Annotated in this window: 13 protein-coding genes; 10 read left to right on the forward strand and 3 right to left on the reverse strand. The window is 66.4% G+C overall.

The window, feature by feature from the left end:
• The coding region (locus IP86_RS09540; protein WP_054162288.1) for an EAL domain-containing protein at nt 1-1,007 on the forward strand (1,007 nt) is incomplete at its 5' end.
• Nucleotides 1,008-1,019: 12 nt separating this feature from the next.
• Nucleotides 1,020-1,874, forward strand: coding sequence for a TIGR01459 family HAD-type hydrolase (locus IP86_RS09545; RefSeq protein WP_054162289.1), 855 nt, complete (start codon nt 1,020-1,022; stop codon nt 1,872-1,874).
• A 292-nt stretch (nt 1,875-2,166) separates the two neighbouring features.
• Here the strand turns inward: IP86_RS09545 and IP86_RS09550 are convergent, their stop codons facing one another.
• Entirely contained in the window at nt 2,167-2,562 is a 396-nt protein-coding gene (locus IP86_RS09550; RefSeq protein WP_054162290.1) for a chemotaxis response regulator CheY, read from the reverse strand.
• A 301-nt stretch (nt 2,563-2,863) separates the two neighbouring features.
• On the opposite strand from IP86_RS09550, the gene IP86_RS09555 reads away from it, so the two are divergent.
• The gene (locus tag IP86_RS09555) at nt 2,864-3,721 is read left to right on the forward strand and encodes a 23S rRNA (adenine(2030)-N(6))-methyltransferase RlmJ (RefSeq protein WP_054162324.1); all 858 of its coding nucleotides are present in this window, start codon (nt 2,864-2,866) and stop codon (nt 3,719-3,721) included.
• Nucleotides 3,722-3,994: 273 nt separating this feature from the next.
• A complete protein-coding gene (locus IP86_RS09560) occupies nt 3,995-4,207 on the forward strand; it encodes a cold-shock protein (protein WP_054162291.1) in 213 nt (70 codons plus the stop codon).
• A gap of 247 nt (nt 4,208-4,454) precedes the next feature.
• Here IP86_RS09560 and IP86_RS09565 read toward each other — a convergent pair whose 3' ends face one another.
• Nucleotides 4,455-5,078, reverse strand: coding sequence for an outer membrane protein (locus IP86_RS09565; protein ID WP_054162292.1), 624 nt, complete (start codon nt 5,076-5,078; stop codon nt 4,455-4,457).
• 303 nt (nt 5,079-5,381) lie between these two features.
• Between IP86_RS09565 and uvrC the strand changes: the two genes are divergently transcribed.
• The 5 genes from uvrC (at nt 5,382) to prmB (ending at nt 10,026) form a co-directional block, all read left to right on the forward strand.
• Entirely contained in the window at nt 5,382-7,466 is a 2,085-nt protein-coding gene (uvrC, locus tag IP86_RS09570) for an excinuclease ABC subunit UvrC (RefSeq protein ID WP_054162293.1), read from the forward strand.
• 133 nt (nt 7,467-7,599) lie between these two features.
• Complete coding sequence (gene pgsA, locus IP86_RS09575) at nt 7,600-8,223, forward strand: CDP-diacylglycerol--glycerol-3-phosphate 3-phosphatidyltransferase (RefSeq protein WP_054162294.1); 624 nt, start codon at nt 7,600-7,602, stop codon at nt 8,221-8,223.
• Nucleotides 8,220-8,471 (forward strand): molybdopterin converting factor subunit 1, encoded by a 252-nt coding sequence (gene moaD, locus IP86_RS09580; RefSeq protein WP_054162295.1) that lies wholly within the window; start codon nt 8,220-8,222, stop codon nt 8,469-8,471. Before pgsA ends, moaD begins: the two co-directional genes overlap by 4 nt.
• Before the next feature lie 23 nt (nt 8,472-8,494).
• Complete coding sequence (locus IP86_RS09585; protein ID WP_054162296.1) at nt 8,495-8,962, forward strand: molybdenum cofactor biosynthesis protein MoaE; 468 nt, start codon at nt 8,495-8,497, stop codon at nt 8,960-8,962.
• Nucleotides 8,962-10,026: a 50S ribosomal protein L3 N(5)-glutamine methyltransferase gene (prmB, locus tag IP86_RS09590; RefSeq protein ID WP_054162297.1), complete on the forward strand. Its 1,065-nt coding sequence runs from the start codon at nt 8,962-8,964 to the stop codon at nt 10,024-10,026. The genes IP86_RS09585 and prmB overlap by 1 nt, the downstream gene beginning before the upstream one ends.
• 20 nt (nt 10,027-10,046) lie before the next feature.
• Here prmB and IP86_RS09595 read toward each other — a convergent pair whose 3' ends face one another.
• On the reverse strand, nt 10,047-12,026 hold the full coding sequence (locus tag IP86_RS09595; protein WP_054162298.1) for an alkyl/aryl-sulfatase: 1,980 nt from the start codon (nt 12,024-12,026) through the stop codon (nt 10,047-10,049).
• A gap of 201 nt (nt 12,027-12,227) precedes the next feature.
• On the opposite strand from IP86_RS09595, the gene uvrB reads away from it, so the two are divergent.
• Nucleotides 12,228-15,257: an excinuclease ABC subunit UvrB gene (uvrB, locus tag IP86_RS09600; RefSeq protein ID WP_082363912.1), complete on the forward strand. Its 3,030-nt coding sequence runs from the start codon at nt 12,228-12,230 to the stop codon at nt 15,255-15,257.
• Nucleotides 15,258-15,307 lie beyond the last annotated feature (50 nt).

Here is a 15,307-nt window from a genome sequence, read left to right on the forward strand (position 1 = left end):
AGGGCATTCAGCCGCCTCCGGCCGCCGAGCCGATGGCGATCACCGACCTCCCCGCCGCGCCCGCTCCGGCGCCGCCCGCGGCGGCCAAGCCGGCCCGCACCGCGCCGCAGCTGCTCGAGGCCGTGCGCGGCGCGGTCGATCACGGCCGGCTCGACATTTATCTGCAGCCTTTGGTGACGCTGCCGCAGCGCAAGGTGCGGTTCTACGAGATCGTCACCCGGCTGCGGGATGCGAACGATCAGATCCTGACCGCGCAGGAGTTTCTCACCGCCGCCGAGACCGCCGGCCTGATGGGCCGGATCGACCACGCCGTCATGCTGCGCGCCGTACAGGTGCTGCGCCGCCTGATGGTGCGCAACAAGGACGTCGGCGTGTTCGTCAACATCGCCGGCGCGACGCTGTCGGACGCCGCGGCGTTCGCGCAATGCCTCGACTTCCTCGAAGCCAACCGCGCGCTGGCGCCGTCCTTCGTGCTGGAGTTCAAGCAGGCGACGCTGCGCAATCTCGGGCCGCTGGAAGCCGAGCATCTCGCGGCGCTGGCGCAGCGCGGCTACCGCTTCTCGATCGACCACGTCACCGACCTGCGGTTCGAGCCGCGCGAACTCGCCGACCGCGGCGTGCGCTTCATCAAGGTGCCGGCGGCGCTGCTGCTGGAAGAGCGCGAGCGCCCGGCCGCCGACATCCATCCGGCGGACCTCTCCGACCTGCTCGGCCGCTTCGGCATCGACCTGATCGCCGAGCGGATCGAGGGCGAACGCGCCGTGGTGGACCTGCTTGACTACGATGTGCGCTTTGGGCAGGGATTCTTGTTCGCGGCGCCGCGCCCACTGCGGCCCGAGACCGCCCCCACGCCAGCGCCCACCTCCTCCGGCGACAAGGCCAAGCAGGATACCCCTCCGTCCCATGATCCAGGCCCCACTTCGAAGGGCGAACTCGCCCGGATCGAACCGGCGCGCGTCGTCACCGGCGTCGCCGCGCTGGCCCGCCGCGCCGTCGGTCCGTTCTGACCGCTTCCGCCGATGACCACGCTGCGTTTCGTCGAGCATCTGCGCGAGCTCGTGCCGTCCGTCGATGTCGTGCTCAGCGACATCTGGGGCGTCGTCCATAACGGCCTGGAGTCGTTTCCCGAAGCCTGCGAGGCGCTGCGCACCGCGCGCGCCGAGGGCCGCACCGTGGTGCTGATCACCAACGCGCCGCGCCCGGCGGATTCGGTGCAGCGCCAGCTGCGCAAGCTGCATGTGCCGGACGATTGCTACGACGCCATCGTGTCGTCCGGCGACCTCACCCGCATCTACGTGGCCGAGCATCCCGGGCAGTCGATCTACTGGCTCGGCCCGGATCGCGACAATTCGATCTATCGCGGCCTCGACGCGCCGCTGACGCCGCTCGACAAGGCCGACTACATCATCTGCACCGGTCCGTTCGACGACGAGACCGAGTCCGCCGAGGACTATCGCGGCATGATGGGCGAGGCCTTGGCCCGCAAGCTGACGCTGGTCTGCGCCAATCCGGACATCGTGGTCGAGCGCGGCGACCGGCTGATCTATTGCGCCGGCGCGATCGCCGAGCTGTATCGCGAACTCGGCGGCGAGGTGATCTTCTACGGCAAGCCGCACCGGCCGATCTACGATCGCGCCATGGCGCTGGCCCAGAAGCTGCGCGGCGCCGACACGCCGCGCGACCGCGTGCTGGCGATCGGCGATTCGGTGCGCACCGATCTGGCCGGCGCGCAGGCTTACGGCATCGACCTGTTGTTCGTCACCCGCGGCATCCATTCCGACGCCTTCGAAGGCATCGACCGCCTCGACACCGCCGCCGTCACCGAACTGTTCGGCCACCCGCCCGCCGCGCTGACGCGGGAATTGCGCTGGTAGCAGACGCGCTGCTTGCGCGCCTCTTGCCAGGATACGCGACGTCGCCGCGCCCACACCCTCTCGTTCGTCATTCCGGGGCGCGAGCGCAGCTCGCGAGCCCGGAATCCATACGCCGCAGCATCGGTTGGGATGGCAGAGCGGCGGACGCTTTCGTCCAAAACGATAGGCTTGGGGTTATGGATTCCGGGCTCGCGCTTCGCGCGCCCCGGAATGACGGGGAGAAGATGTGCGGAACAAAAAACGCGCCCCTCGCGGAGCGCGTTTTAATTGGCTCTGTGGACGCCGGCCCGGCTTACGCCGCGACGTGATCCGGGAACACCGCGTCGATCTTGGTCTTCAGCGTCGCGGCGTTGAACGGCTTGACGATGTAGTTGTTGACGCCGGCCTTCTTGGCGGCGATCACGTTCTCGGTCTTGGATTCCGCCGTGATCATGATGAAGGGCGTCTGCGATAGGTTCGGATCGGCGCGAACTTCCTTGAGCAGGTCGTAGCCGGTCATGGGCTCCATGTTCCAGTCCGAGATCACCAGACCGTACTTCTTCGAGCGCATCTTCTCGAGCGCGGCCGAGCCGTCGCTGGCGTCGTCGATATGCTCGAAGCCGAGCTGCTTCAGAAGATTACGAATGATCCGGATCATGGTGCTGTAGTCGTCCACCACCAAGACCGACATTGACAAATCAACCGCCATCTTCAACTCCCAAGGGGCACCGCAACGGTGCGCCGAAACGCCCCAACGGTGGGCTCATTGTGTTCTGTGGAGGACCCGGCTTGCGAAACGTCCGGCCCCGTCCGGACCTCAGGACTAGCACCGCTGATTAAACAGCCCGTTAATCGGGCATCCCGGGCGTCGCCGCCCCGCTGCTACAAGCTGCTGCAAAATGAAGGCTTCCTGGGATTTCGCAGGACCGCGCTGCCCCGTAATGATACGAGCCGACGGCGGCCGCGGCCGGACCATGGCGGCCGGGCAGACCACCTGCTAGGGAATGCGGATGAACTATCGCCATGCCTTCCACGCCGGAAATTTCGCCGACGTCATCAAGCACATCCTGCTGGTCCGGATCCTGACTTATCTGCAGGAGAAGCCGGCGCCCTTCCGGGTGATCGACAGCCATGCCGGCGCCGGCTTGTACGACCTCACCAGCGACGAGGCCCGCCGCGGCGGCGAATGGGCCAGCGGCATCGGCCGGGTGCTGCAGGCGCGGTTCAGCGACGAGGCCGGCGAGCTGATCAGGCCGTATCTCGACATCGTCCGCGCCTTCAACCCGCAGCGCGAACTGACCGCCTATCCGGGCTCGCCGCTGATCGCCCGCGCGCTGCTGCGTCCCCAGGACAGCATGGTGGCGAGCGAACTGGAACCGGTGGCCCGCAAGCAGCTGATCGACGCGCTGCGCCGCGACACCCAGGCCCGGGTGGTCGATCTCGACGGCTGGAAGGCTCTGGCGGCGTTCGTGCCGCCGAAAGAACGGCGCGGTCTGGTGCTGATCGACCCGTCCTTTGAACAGAAAGACGAATTCGAGCGGCTCGCCGAGGGCTTCTCCACCGCGTTCGGAAAATGGCCGACCGGGGTCTATCTGCTGTGGTATCCGGCCAAGAACCGCCGCGCCACCGAGGCGCTGGCGCATCACGTCGCAACCGCGGCAGCCACCGGCGGCGAAGGAAAGTGCCTCCGCCTGGAGTTCAGCGTCGCCCCGCAGCAGCCGGACGGGCCGCTGACCTCGACCGGTCTGCTGGTGGTCAACCCGCCTTGGACGCTGGCTTCGGAATTGAAAGTCATTCTTCCCGAATTGGAACGCCCGCTCGGACAAGGCGGAGTCAGCCGCTACCGCCTCGAGCTACCCAAATCCTGACTACTCAGCCAGTGACCATCCGAGGCCGGAAAAGTCGCATTTGAACCGTAGTCAATCCGCGCAAATCCGTATTATGCTGAGCTGATTGGACTGGCTTTACGTTCCGCTTCCGCGAATGGGGGCGGCGGAGTGACAAGGCCGTACTACTCGGACCGGGATTAGCAACGGTCCACCTCTCGGCCGAGCTTTCCGGCAGCGCAACGCCAGGTCGCACCGAAGCGCCTCCTATTCCCTTGTTGGCGCGACGGAAAGCAGGCGGGAGGAGTTTCCGGAATGCCTATGACGGGAACGGTCAAGTTCTTTAATGGAGAACGCGGCTACGGCTTCATCAAACCCGATGACGGCGGCCGCGACGTATTTGTTCATATCACTGCGGTCGAGCGGGCCGGCTTGAAGGACCTGACCGAAGGTCAGCGTATTTCGTTCGAAGTCGAGCCGGACAAGAAGGGCAAAGGCCCCAAGGCGGTGAATCTGGTGATTTCGTAGCCGCCGTCTTCGCGCCGCCGAGGTGGCGACGCCGCGACAGCGATCGTGACCATCCGACCGACGTTCGGTTCGGCACACTTCCCGATGGTGTTGGTGACGGCTCGGCCGCTGAGCGGCGCCGCGACGGCGTAGCGCGCCCACGCTCCGTCGCCGCCGCCATGGTCAGGAACGTCTCTCGAAAAAAATCCCGGCCACGAGGGCCGGGAATGCTGATCGTCGAGTTTCTTGGTCGCGATCGTCGCGATACTTAGAAGTGATAGTTGATACCTGCGCGGACGAGGCCGAAATTGTAGCCGTTCGGCGCGCCGGTGATGAAGAAGTTGTTGGTCGACAGGCTGCCGTACAGATACTCGACCTTGGCGCTGAGCCTCGGCGCGAAGGCGAATTCGGCGCCCGCGCCCACGGTCCAGCCCGCCGAATTGTGGCTCTCCGACGCCAGCAGGTTCTGTCCCTTCAGCTGACCGAAGGCCAGACCGCCGGTGGCATAGAGCAGCACATCGTTCATCGCGTAGCCGACACGGCCACGCGCGGTCCCGAACCACGGGTTCGAGAATTTGTAGGGCGCGAAGGTGTCGTCGGCCGTCGAGAACTGGATATCGCCCTCGAGACCGAAGACGATGTTGCCGCTCTGCCAGTTGTAGCCGCCCTGCACGCCGCCCGAGAAGCCGGACGGCTTGGTGATGTTGTTGGTCACGTTGCCGAACGAATAGCCGAGGTTGCCGCCCAGATAGGGGCCTGCCCAGCTGAACGCGTTCAGCGGCTGGTTGACGGTGTAAGGCGTCCGCGAGCCGTAATAGCCCATGTCCGCCGCTTGGGCCGTCGAAACTCCTGCGGCGAGAATGGTCGCCGCCGCCATCGCAACTTTACGCATCTTACTCTCCTCGACGGCAGGAGCGCGGCTTCTGCGCGCCGTCCGCCCAGCCATCGGCACCTTTGGCCGATCGGAAAAAGCATCCGGGATGGTTACGGATTTCCACTTTTTTCCGGTAAGATTTATCGAGAGTTTTAAGTTAAGCGGTTGTTAAGCGGGCCGCGGTTCCCGATGTCGTTCTTAATGAAAGCTTACTCCCGAAGCTTCGGGGCGACAGCATGGCCATCCGCGCACCGATTGCCGCATGTGGGTTCCGGCCCCGCCGCGCTGGCACCGCTGCGTCCGAGCGCCTAATTTAGGGCCATGAATCAAGACCCTGCCGACACAAGCGACACGGCGGCCGAACCGCCTGCCGAAACGGCCTCGCCCCCGGCGGATGTCCCTGCGGCCACGCCCCGCCCGACCGCAGGCGCACAGGACATCGATGCCGCCACCGCCTCGCTCACGGCTGACGAGGACGAGGAGTCGCGCCTGCCGGAGATCGAGGACGACAGCGCCGAGCCGGCCGACGGCCCGCTCGCGGTCGGCCGCGCGGCGATCGAGCAGGCCGTGCGGCTGGCGCCGACCTCGCCGGGCGTCTACCGCATGCTGAACGCGGCCAATGACGTGCTGTATGTCGGCAAGGCCAAGAACGTGAAGAAGCGGCTGTCGTCCTATGCGCGGCCGACCGGGCATGTGATGCGTATCGCCCGGATGATCGCCGCGACGGTCTCGGTGGAGATCGTTTCGACCGCGACCGAAACCGAGGCGCTGCTGCTCGAAGCCAATCTGATCAAGCAGCTGCGGCCGCGCTTCAACGTGCTGCTGCGCGACGACAAGTCGTTTCCCTATATCCTGATCACCGGCGACCATTGGGCGCCGCAGATCCTCAAGCACCGCGGCGCGCAGACCCGGCCCGGCCGCTATTTCGGCCCGTTCGCCTCGGTCGGGGCGGTGAACCGCACCATCACGGCCCTGCAGCGGGCATTCCTGGTGCGGTCCTGCACCGATAGTTTCTTCGAGAGCCGCACCCGGCCCTGCCTGCTGTACCAAATCCGGCGCTGCGCCGGCCCGTGCACCAGCGAGGTCGACTTTCCCGGCTATACCGAGCTGGTCCGCGAGGCGACCGACTTCCTGTCCGGCCGCAGCCGGGCCGTGAAGGGCCTGCTCGCGGCCGAAATGGAGAAGGCGTCGAACGAGCTCGAATTCGAGACCGCGGCGCTGTATCGCGACCGGCTGGCGGCGCTGTCGGCGATCCAGTCGCAGCAGGGCATCAACCCGCGCACCGTCGAGGAGGCCGACGTCTTCGCGATCTACCAGGAGGGCGGCTATTCCTGCGTCGAAGTGTTCTTCTTCCGCACCGGGCAGAACTGGGGCAACCGCGCCTACTTCCCCCGCGCCGAGAAATCGTTCACCCCCGAGGAAGTGCTGGCCTCGTTCCTGGCGCAGTTCTACGACGACAAGCCGCCGCCGAAGCAAATCCTGCTGTCGCACGACATCGAGGAGTGCGAGTTGCTGGCCAACGCGCTGTGCGTCAAGGCCGGCCACAAGGTCGAGGTCAGCGTCCCCAAGCGCGGCGAGAAGAAGGAGCTGGTCGCGCACGCGCTGACCAATGCCCGCGAGGCGCTCGGCCGCAAACTGGCCGACACCGCGACCCAGACCCGGCTGCTGGAGGGGCTGGCGACCACGCTCGGCCTGCCGAAGCCGCCGCAGCGGATCGAGGTCTACGACAACAGCCATATCCAGGGCACCAACGCGGTCGGCGCGATGATCGTCGCCGGGCCGGACGGCTTCATCAAGAACCAGTACCGCAAGTTCAACATCCGCTCCGAAGGGCTCACCCCGGGCGACGATTACGCGATGATGCGCGAGGTGCTGCAGCGCCGGTTCAAGCGCCTGGTCGCGGCCCGCGCCGAGGGCGAGGCGCCCGCCAAGGACGACGAGACGCCGCGCTGGCCCGACCTCGTGATCATCGACGGCGGCCGCGGCCAGCTCAATGCGGCGCGCGGCGTGCTGGCCGAACTCGGGCTGGAGACCGAGGTGACGCTGCTCGGCGTCGCCAAGGGGCCGGATCGCGATGCCGGCCGGGAAACGCTGTTCATGCCGGAGCGCGAGGCGATCAAGCTCGAGCCCCGCGATCCGGTGCTGTATTTCATTCAGCGGCTGCGCGACGAGGCGCACCGCTTCGTGATCGGCTCACACCGCAAGCTGCGCAAGAAGGATATCCGCGAAGCCGGGCTGCAGGAAATTCCCGGCATCGGCCCGACCCGCAAGCGCGCTTTGCTCCATCATTTCGGCACGCTGAAGGAGATCGAGCGGGCGTCGCTCGGCGATCTCGGCAAGGTTCCGGGAATCAGCGCCGAAAGCGCGCGGCGGATCTTCGACTTCTTCCATCCGGGGCCGGGCTGAACCGGCCCGCCCGACCAAAGTCGGCAACCCCGGCCCTGATCAGGATCCATGCGGATTTCACCTTTTCCTGATAGGGATCAGGCGGCGCTTCGGGGAGTTGACGTTCCGGCGCGGGCAGTATTGGTAAAGCTCGATGAACAATGTTTCTACCAGAGCGCCGGCGCGTGGGACGAAGTCGCTGACGCTGCCCAATATTCTCACTTATGCGCGCATCGCGGCGATCCCGGTCGTGGTCGGCTGCATCTATGCGCAGTCGATCCTCGGCGGCCCGCTGGCGCTGCGCTGGGTCGCGCTGGCGGTATTTATCGCTGCAGCGATCACCGACTTCCTCGACGGCTATTACGCCCGGATCTGGGACCAGCACTCGGCGTTCGGCCGGATGCTCGACCCGATCGCCGACAAGCTGCTGGTCGCCTCCTGCCTGCTGATGCTGGCTGCGGACGGCATCATCCACGGCTGGACGCTGTGGGCCGCGATCGTGATCCTGTGCCGCGAAATCCTGGTGTCGGGCCTGCGCGAATATCTCGCCGCGCTGCGGGTCAGCGTCCCGGTGACCAAGCTGGCGAAATGGAAGACCACGGTGCAGCTGGTCGCGATCGGCTTCCTGCTCGCCGGCGACGCCGGCGACGAGGTGCTGCCCTACACGACGCAGATCGGCCTGGCGCTGCTGTGGATCTCCGCGCTGGTGACGATGTACACCGGCTACGATTATTTCCGCGCCGGTATCCACCACCTCATCGAGGAGGACTCGCGATGAAGGTGAAGTATTTCGCCTGGGTGCGCGAGCGCATCGGCCTCGAAGAAGAGACCATCGAGCCGCCGGCCGACGTCGCCACCGTCGCCGATCTGATCGGCTGGCTGACGGCGCGCGGTGAAGGCTATGCGTATGCGTTCGAAAAGCCGGCCGTGATCCGCACCGCGATCGACCGCACCCATGTGCGGCCGGATACGCCGATCGCCGGCGCCCGCGAAGTGGCCTTCTTCCCGCCGATGACCGGCGGCTAGAACGCGCCCGCACGGATGATCCGATGACCGTCCCGGTGACCATCCGCATTCAGGAAGCCGATTTCGACATCGCCGCCGAGATCAAGGCGATGACCGCCGGCCGCGTCGATATCGGCGCGGTGGTGAGCTTCAGCGGCATCTGCCGCGGCGCCGATGACGGCAACGACGTCGCGGCGCTGACGCTCGAGCACTATCCCGGGATGGCCGAGGAGGAGATCGGCCGCCACGCCGCCGAGGCGGTGAAGCGCTGGCCGGTGACCGGCCTGACCATCATCCACCGCGTCGGCCGGCTGCTACCGGGCGACAACATCGTGCTGGTGCTGGCCGCCTCCGCACATCGCCAGGCGGCGTTCGCGGCGGCCGAATTCCTGATGGATTATCTCAAGGCCAGCGCGCCGTTCTGGAAGCGCGAGGAGCGCGACGGCGAGACGCGCTGGGTCGAGGCGCACGACCGCGACGATGCGGCCGCCGCGCGATGGGGCAAGGATTGATGGCGAAGACGACCAAGGCGAAGACCGCGAAAGCCAAAGCTCCGCAAACAAAAGCGGCGAAAGCCCGACCGGCGACTGGGAAAAAGAAGCCGGCCGCGCGCGACAAGCGCCCGGCGAAACGCCGCGCCGCAATCGAGATGCCGCTTGTGCTCGAACACGACACGTTCGCCGTCGCACCAGGCGAACTCGTCACCGTGCTCGATTTCCTGCGCTTTGCCGTCAGCCGCTTCGCCGAAGCCGGCGTGGTGTTCGCGCACGGCACCACCGATCCGATCGCCGAAGCCGCCTTCCTGATCGGCGAGGCGCTGCATCTGCATCCCGATCAGTTCGAGATGTTCGCCACGGCGCGCGTCACCCTCGACGAAGCCGAAGTGATCCTCGATCTGATCGCCGCTCGCATCGCGACGCGGCTGCCGTCCGCCTATCTGGTCAACAAGATCTACATGCGCGGCGTGCCGTTCTATGTCGACGAGCGGGTGATCGTGCCGCGCTCCTTCATCGGCGAACTGCTCGATACGCATTTCGACGGCGGTGACACCTCGCTGATCGGCGATCCGGCCGAGGTCGAGCGCGTGCTCGATCTGTGCACCGGCTCAGGCTGCCTCGCGATCCTCGCGGCCCGCGCCTTCCCGTTCGCGGCGATCGATGCGGTTGATCTGTCGACGGACGCGCTCGACGTCGCGGCCCGCAACGTCGCCGATCATCAGCTCCGTGACCGCATCACGCTGCACAATGGCGACCTGTTCGCGCCGCTCGGCGACACCCGCTACGACCTGATCATCACCAACCCGCCTTATGTCGACGCCGAAGGCATGGACAATCTGCCGGAGGAATGCCTTGCCGAACCCGCGATGGCTTTCGACGGCGGCGACGACGGTCTCGACATCGTCCGCCGCATCCTGGCCGAAGCCAAGGATCACCTCACCGAGGCCGGTGGCCTGCTCTGCGAGATCGGCCGGGGGCGCGGCCTGATCGAGGCGGAATTCCCGCATCTGCCGCTGCTATGGCTCGACAGCGAAGACTCCGAGGGCGAAGTGTTCTGGATCGCCGCGGCGGATCTGTAAGCGCCCGCGGCCTCACCACCCTACTCGATCTTCGCCTTTACCGGCTCGATCACTTCGAAATTCGGCGAGAACTCGTCGAACATGCCGAACAGTTCGCGCAGCTTCAGCGGATTGCCGGTGACCCACAGGTCACCGGTTGCGATCGCGCCGAGGAAGGTCCGCTGCTTCAGCGAGATCGAGTCGAAGGTGGCGCGGTTGAGCGTGACCGAGACGTCGGGATTGTCGGACAGCCGGCCCGCCACATGGGTCAGCGCCGAGTTTTCCAGATTCATCGTGTAGGTCTGCTTCGGTTCGGTGAAGGTCCAGTTGACCACGATGTGCTTGCCCTCGGCCTTGGCGGCGTTGAGCCGCACCGCGAGGAAATCGAATGCCAGATCGATCGACACGCCCTTGAGCATGTCGGGGCTGACGGTGACGGCGTCGGTCTTGATCAGCCCGCTGCGCAGCTCCTGCGCGCCGAGCAGATAGGCGTTGCGCCAGGTCGCCGCCTCGGCCTGGTAGCCGAGTTGCTCCAGTGCATCGGCGCCCAGTGCCCGCGCCTCCTTGTTGGACGGATCGGCGAACACCAGCTTGCTGGCGATCGTCGCAACCCAGCGATACTGCCCGGCCTTGTAATCGTCGCGGGCGCGCGCCAGCACCGCGGCGGCGCCGCCCATATAGTCGATCTCCTTTTTGGCTTCCTCGGCACGCGGCAGCGGATTGAGATCGGCCGGATTGCCGTCGTACCAGCCGAGATAGAACTGATACACCGCCTTGGCGTTGTGGCTGACCGAGCCGTAATAGCCGCGCGCGGCGAAATCACCGGCCAGCGACGGCGGCAGCGTCAGGCGCTCGGCGATCTCGGTCGGCGTCAGACCATAATTCAGCAGCCGCACGCTCTGATCGTGAATGAACTTGTAGAGATCGCGCTGTTTCTTCAGATAGGAGACGACGCGGTCCCGCCCCCACACCGGCCAGTGATGCTGCGCGATCACCACGTCGGTGCGGTCACCGTAGCGGTCGATCGCCTCGCCGATATATTTCGACCACAGCCGGCCGTCGCGGATCGCGGCGCCGCGGAGTGTGTAGAGATTGTGCAGCGTGTGCGTCGTATCCTCCGCCATGTTCAGCACCTTGAACTGCGGATAGTAGGAGATCATCTCGGACGGCGCCTCGGACTCCGGCACCAGCCGGAACTCGATGTCGACGCCGTCGATGCGGCGGGTTTCGATTGCCTGCTTGATGGTGTCGTTGGGCGGGATCAGCGAGATCGCCCCCATCGCCAGCGCCTTGCCGAGACCGGCGTCGACCTGCCCCTTGTCGCCGACCGGCAGCGGCGCGCCGAACTGGAACTGCGCGCGCCGGCTCATCGCGTTGCCGGCGATGACGTTCTCGGCCACGGCGTGATCCATGAAGCCGTCGGGCGCGATCACCTTGACCTTGCCCGAAGCGGCATCCTCCGCGGTGATCAGCCCGCCCGCGCCGCCGAAATGATCGACGTGGCTGTGGGTGTAGATCAACGCCACCACCGGCTTTTTCGGCCGGTGCTGATAGTACAGCTCGAGCGCCGCCTTGGCGGTCGGCACCGTCAGCGTGGTGTCGGTGACGATCAGGCCGGTGTCGCCCTCAACGATGGTGACGTTGGCGATATCGAGGCCGCGCACCTGATAGACGCGGTCGGTGACCTGAAACAGGCCGTTGGCGAGATTGAGCCGGGCCTGCCGCCAAAGGCTGGGATTGACGGTCGCCGACGGCTGCTCGGCGTTGAGGAAATCGTAGGGCTTGAGATTCCAGGCCGGGGCGCCGCCGAGCCCGCCGGCGACGACGCCGCCCGGCAGCGGCGCGATCAGGCCGCGCTGCGCGTCGTCGAGACCCGCGCGGTCGGCCAGCGGTAGCGTCTTGGCGAACGCCTCATTGGTGGCGCGGGTGGCCGGCTCGGCGTCGTTCGGCTGAGCCGCGGCGAATGACAAGGGTTGGGCCAGCAGCGCAACCACGGTGAGGCAGGCGGAGCGACGGATCATGCGGGGCTCGTCGGGTCGGTGACGGAGGGGAACCGCAGCTTACGGTTCCGGCTCGCGAAGAAAAGGCTGCCTGACGTATTTGCAACGCCATTCGTGCATCCGCTGCGATGCAGCGGAAATCGTCCCCGGCGGCCGATCCGGTCGTTACTTCCGCTCCGCGGCTCTTTCATCGCCCGGCGACTCTGCCCATATTCTCACGCGATGGCGAAATCTCCCGACACCCCGAAAAAGCCGGCCGCGAAGACCCCGCGCGCGCCGAAATCCAAGGCGCATCGGCCCGACGTCAAGCCGATCGGGCCGGCGCTGGCCGAGTTGCTCAATCCGGCGCTCAACCGCGGCGAGGCCGGGCTCGGCTCAGGCACCGGCCTGCAGCCGCCGCCGGACAATTCCCGCGACCGCCGCACCGGCGGCGAGGCCGCGGTGCATCGCGGCCGGGCCTCGACGCCCAAATCCTTTCCGGGTGACGGCGGCACGCCGCGACCGACGCCGCTGCAGCCTTACCCGCAGCCGCCACAAGGCTCCCCTCCCCCTCGCGGGGAGGGAGCCCGCCCCGGACTTGATCCGGGGTCGGGGGTGGGGGGCCACGGGCAAGGCTTTGGTGAAGCGCCGCAGGCCAACTACGGCACCGCCGCCACCATTCCGACGCTCGATCCGGAACTGGCGCGGCAGCTCGGGCTGCCGACCGAAGAGGACGACGCCGAAGCCCTGGCGCGGCCGCCGCGCAGCAAGATGGAGGCGCTCGGCGTCAAGGCCACCGCCGACGCGCTGGAAAACCTGATCCGAGACGGGCGTCCCGAGTTCAAGGGCGAGGATGGCAGCGTCAAGCTGTGGGTGCCGCATCGCCCGCCGCGGCCGGAGAAATCCGAAGGCGGCGTCCGCTTCGTCATCAAGTCGGACTACGAGCCGAAGGGCGACCAGCCGACCGCCATCAAGGAGCTGGTCGAAGGCATCGACCGCAACGATCGCACCCAGGTGCTGCTCGGCGTCACCGGCTCGGGCAAGACCTACACCATGGCCAAGGTGATCGAGGCGACGCAGCGCCCCGCCATCATCCTGGCGCCGAACAAGACGCTGGCGGCGCAGCTCTACGGCGAGTTCAAGAACTTCTTCCCCGATAACGCCGTCGAGTATTTCGTCTCCTATTACGACTACTACCAGCCCGAAGCCTACGTCCCGCGCACCGACACCTATATCGAGAAAGATTCCTCGATCAACGAGCAGATCGACCGGATGCGCCACGCCGCGACGCGCGCGCTGCTGGAGCGCGACGACGTCATCATCGTCGCCTCGGTGTCGTGCATTTACGGTATCGGCTCGGTCGAGACCTATACGGCGATGACCTTCGCGGTGAAGCGCGGCGAGCGCATCGACCAGCGCCAGCTGATCGCCGACCTCGTCGCGCTGCAATACAAGCGGACCCAGGCCGATTTTTCGCGCGGCACGTTTCGCGTCCGCGGCGACGTCATCGACATCTTCCCGGCGCACTACGAGGATCGCGCCTGGCGGATCAAGACGTTCGGCGACGAGATCGAAGCGATCGAGGAATTCGACCCGCTCACCGGCCACAAGCAGGACGAGCTGGAGTTCGTCAAGATCTACGCCAATTCGCACTATGTGACGCCGCGGCCGACGCTGATCCAGGCGATCTCCTCGATCAAGACCGAGCTGAAATGGCGGCTCGATCAGCTGCACGCGCAAGGCCGCCTGCTCGAAGCGCAGCGGCTCGAGCAGCGCACCACCTTCGACATCGAGATGATGGAAGCGACCGGCTCTTGCGCCGGCATCGAGAACTACTCACGCTACCTCACCGGCCGCCGGCCCGGCGAGCCGCCGCCGACGCTGTTCGAATACGTGCCCGACAACGCGCTGGTGTTCGCCGACGAAAGCCACGTCTCGATTCCGCAGATCGGCGCGATGTTCAAGGGCGACTTCCGCCGCAAGGCGACGCTGGCCGAATACGGCTTCCGGCTGCCGTCCTGCATGGACAACCGGCCGCTGCGCTTCGAAGAGTGGGACATGATGCGGCCGCAGACGGTCGCGGTGTCGGCGACGCCGGCGGCGTGGGAGCTGAACGAGAGCGGCGGCGTGTTCGTCGAGCAGGTCATTCGCCCGACCGGTCTGATCGATCCGCCGGTCGATATCCGCCCGGCGCGCACCCAGGTCGATGACCTCGTCGGCGAAGTCCGCGCCACCGCGGCGCGCGGCTATCGCACGCTGATCACCGTGCTGACTAAGCGGATGGCCGAGGACCTCACCGAGTTCCTGCACGAACAGGGCATCCGCGTGCGCTACATGCATTCGGACATCGACACCATCGAGCGCATCGAGATCATCCGCGACCTGCGGCTCGGCGCCTTCGACGCGCTGGTCGGCATCAACCTGCTGCGCGAAGGCCTCGACATTCCGGAATGCGCGCTGGTCGCCATTTTGGACGCGGATAAAGAAGGCTTCCTGCGCAGCGAGACCTCGCTGATCCAGACCATCGGCCGCGCCGCGCGTAACGTCGACGGCAAGGTCATCCTCTACGCCGACCACGTCACCGGCTCGATGCAACGCGCGATGGACGAGACCACGCGCCGCCGCGAGAAGCAGGTCGAGTACAACGAAGCTCACGGCATCACGCCGGAAAGCGTCAAGAAGTCGATCGGCGACATTCTCAACAGCGTCTACGAGCGCGACCACGTGCTGGTCGAAATCGGCGACGGCAAGGGCTCCGGCTTCACCGACGACGCCGCCGCGATCGGCCATAATTTCGAGGCGGTGCTGGCCGATCTCGAAACAAGGATGCGCGAAGCCGCCGCCGACTTGAACTTCGAAGAAGCCGCGCGACTCCGCGACGAAGTGAAACGCCTGCGCGCGACAGAGCTGGCGGTGATCGACGATCCGACCGTGAAGCAACGCGGCGTTGCGGCGAAAGCGGGCAGCTACAAGGGCGACAAGAAATACGGTGCGTCCGCCAACATGCCGAAGCTTTCGACGGAGCGCGGCGGCAACAACACCCCGCGCAGCAAGGTCCACAAGCCCGACCTCGATGAAATGGGCATCGCCGGCTACCACGAATTCAAGAAGGTCCAACGCGCGAGACCGCGCAAGCCGACGCTGGATGAAATGGGACCGGGGACGGAGAGCAAGATTTTCCAGCCGACGAATAGCCGCGAGTCGGGGCCGGAATTCGGACCGAGATCGACCGGCGGCGCGCCAGGGCGGCGGGGTGGGTGGAAGAAAAGGTAGCTTCCTGTTGCCATCCTCAGCTGTAGCGCTTAAGCTACAAAAGAGGGCGA

The organism is Rhodopseudomonas sp. AAP120, assembly GCF_001295845.1.
Lineage (GTDB): Bacteria > Pseudomonadota > Alphaproteobacteria > Rhizobiales > Xanthobacteraceae > Rhodopseudomonas.

Excerpts from the sequence above, each read along its gene's own strand:
- prmB (WP_054162297.1), top strand. The coding sequence starts at position 8,962 with ATGGCGAAGACGACCAAGGCGAAGACCGCGAAAGCCAAAGCTCCGCAA.
- moaD (WP_054162295.1), top strand. The coding sequence starts at position 8,220 with ATGAAGGTGAAGTATTTCGCCTGGGTGCGCGAGCGCATCGGCCTCGAA.
- IP86_RS09550 (WP_054162290.1), bottom strand. The coding sequence starts at position 2,562 with ATGGCGGTTGATTTGTCAATGTCGGTCTTGGTGGTGGACGACTACAGC.
- IP86_RS09565 (WP_054162292.1), bottom strand. The coding sequence starts at position 5,078 with ATGCGTAAAGTTGCGATGGCGGCGGCGACCATTCTCGCCGCAGGAGTT.
- IP86_RS09585 (WP_054162296.1), top strand. The coding sequence starts at position 8,495 with ATGACCGTCCCGGTGACCATCCGCATTCAGGAAGCCGATTTCGACATC.
- IP86_RS09595 (WP_054162298.1), bottom strand. The coding sequence starts at position 12,026 with ATGATCCGTCGCTCCGCCTGCCTCACCGTGGTTGCGCTGCTGGCCCAA.
- uvrC (WP_054162293.1), top strand. The coding sequence starts at position 5,382 with ATGAATCAAGACCCTGCCGACACAAGCGACACGGCGGCCGAACCGCCT.
- IP86_RS09555 (WP_054162324.1), top strand. The coding sequence starts at position 2,864 with ATGAACTATCGCCATGCCTTCCACGCCGGAAATTTCGCCGACGTCATC.
- pgsA (WP_054162294.1), top strand. The coding sequence starts at position 7,600 with ATGAACAATGTTTCTACCAGAGCGCCGGCGCGTGGGACGAAGTCGCTG.
- uvrB (WP_082363912.1), top strand. The coding sequence starts at position 12,228 with ATGGCGAAATCTCCCGACACCCCGAAAAAGCCGGCCGCGAAGACCCCG.
- IP86_RS09560 (WP_054162291.1), top strand. The coding sequence starts at position 3,995 with ATGCCTATGACGGGAACGGTCAAGTTCTTTAATGGAGAACGCGGCTAC.
- IP86_RS09545 (WP_054162289.1), top strand. The coding sequence starts at position 1,020 with ATGACCACGCTGCGTTTCGTCGAGCATCTGCGCGAGCTCGTGCCGTCC.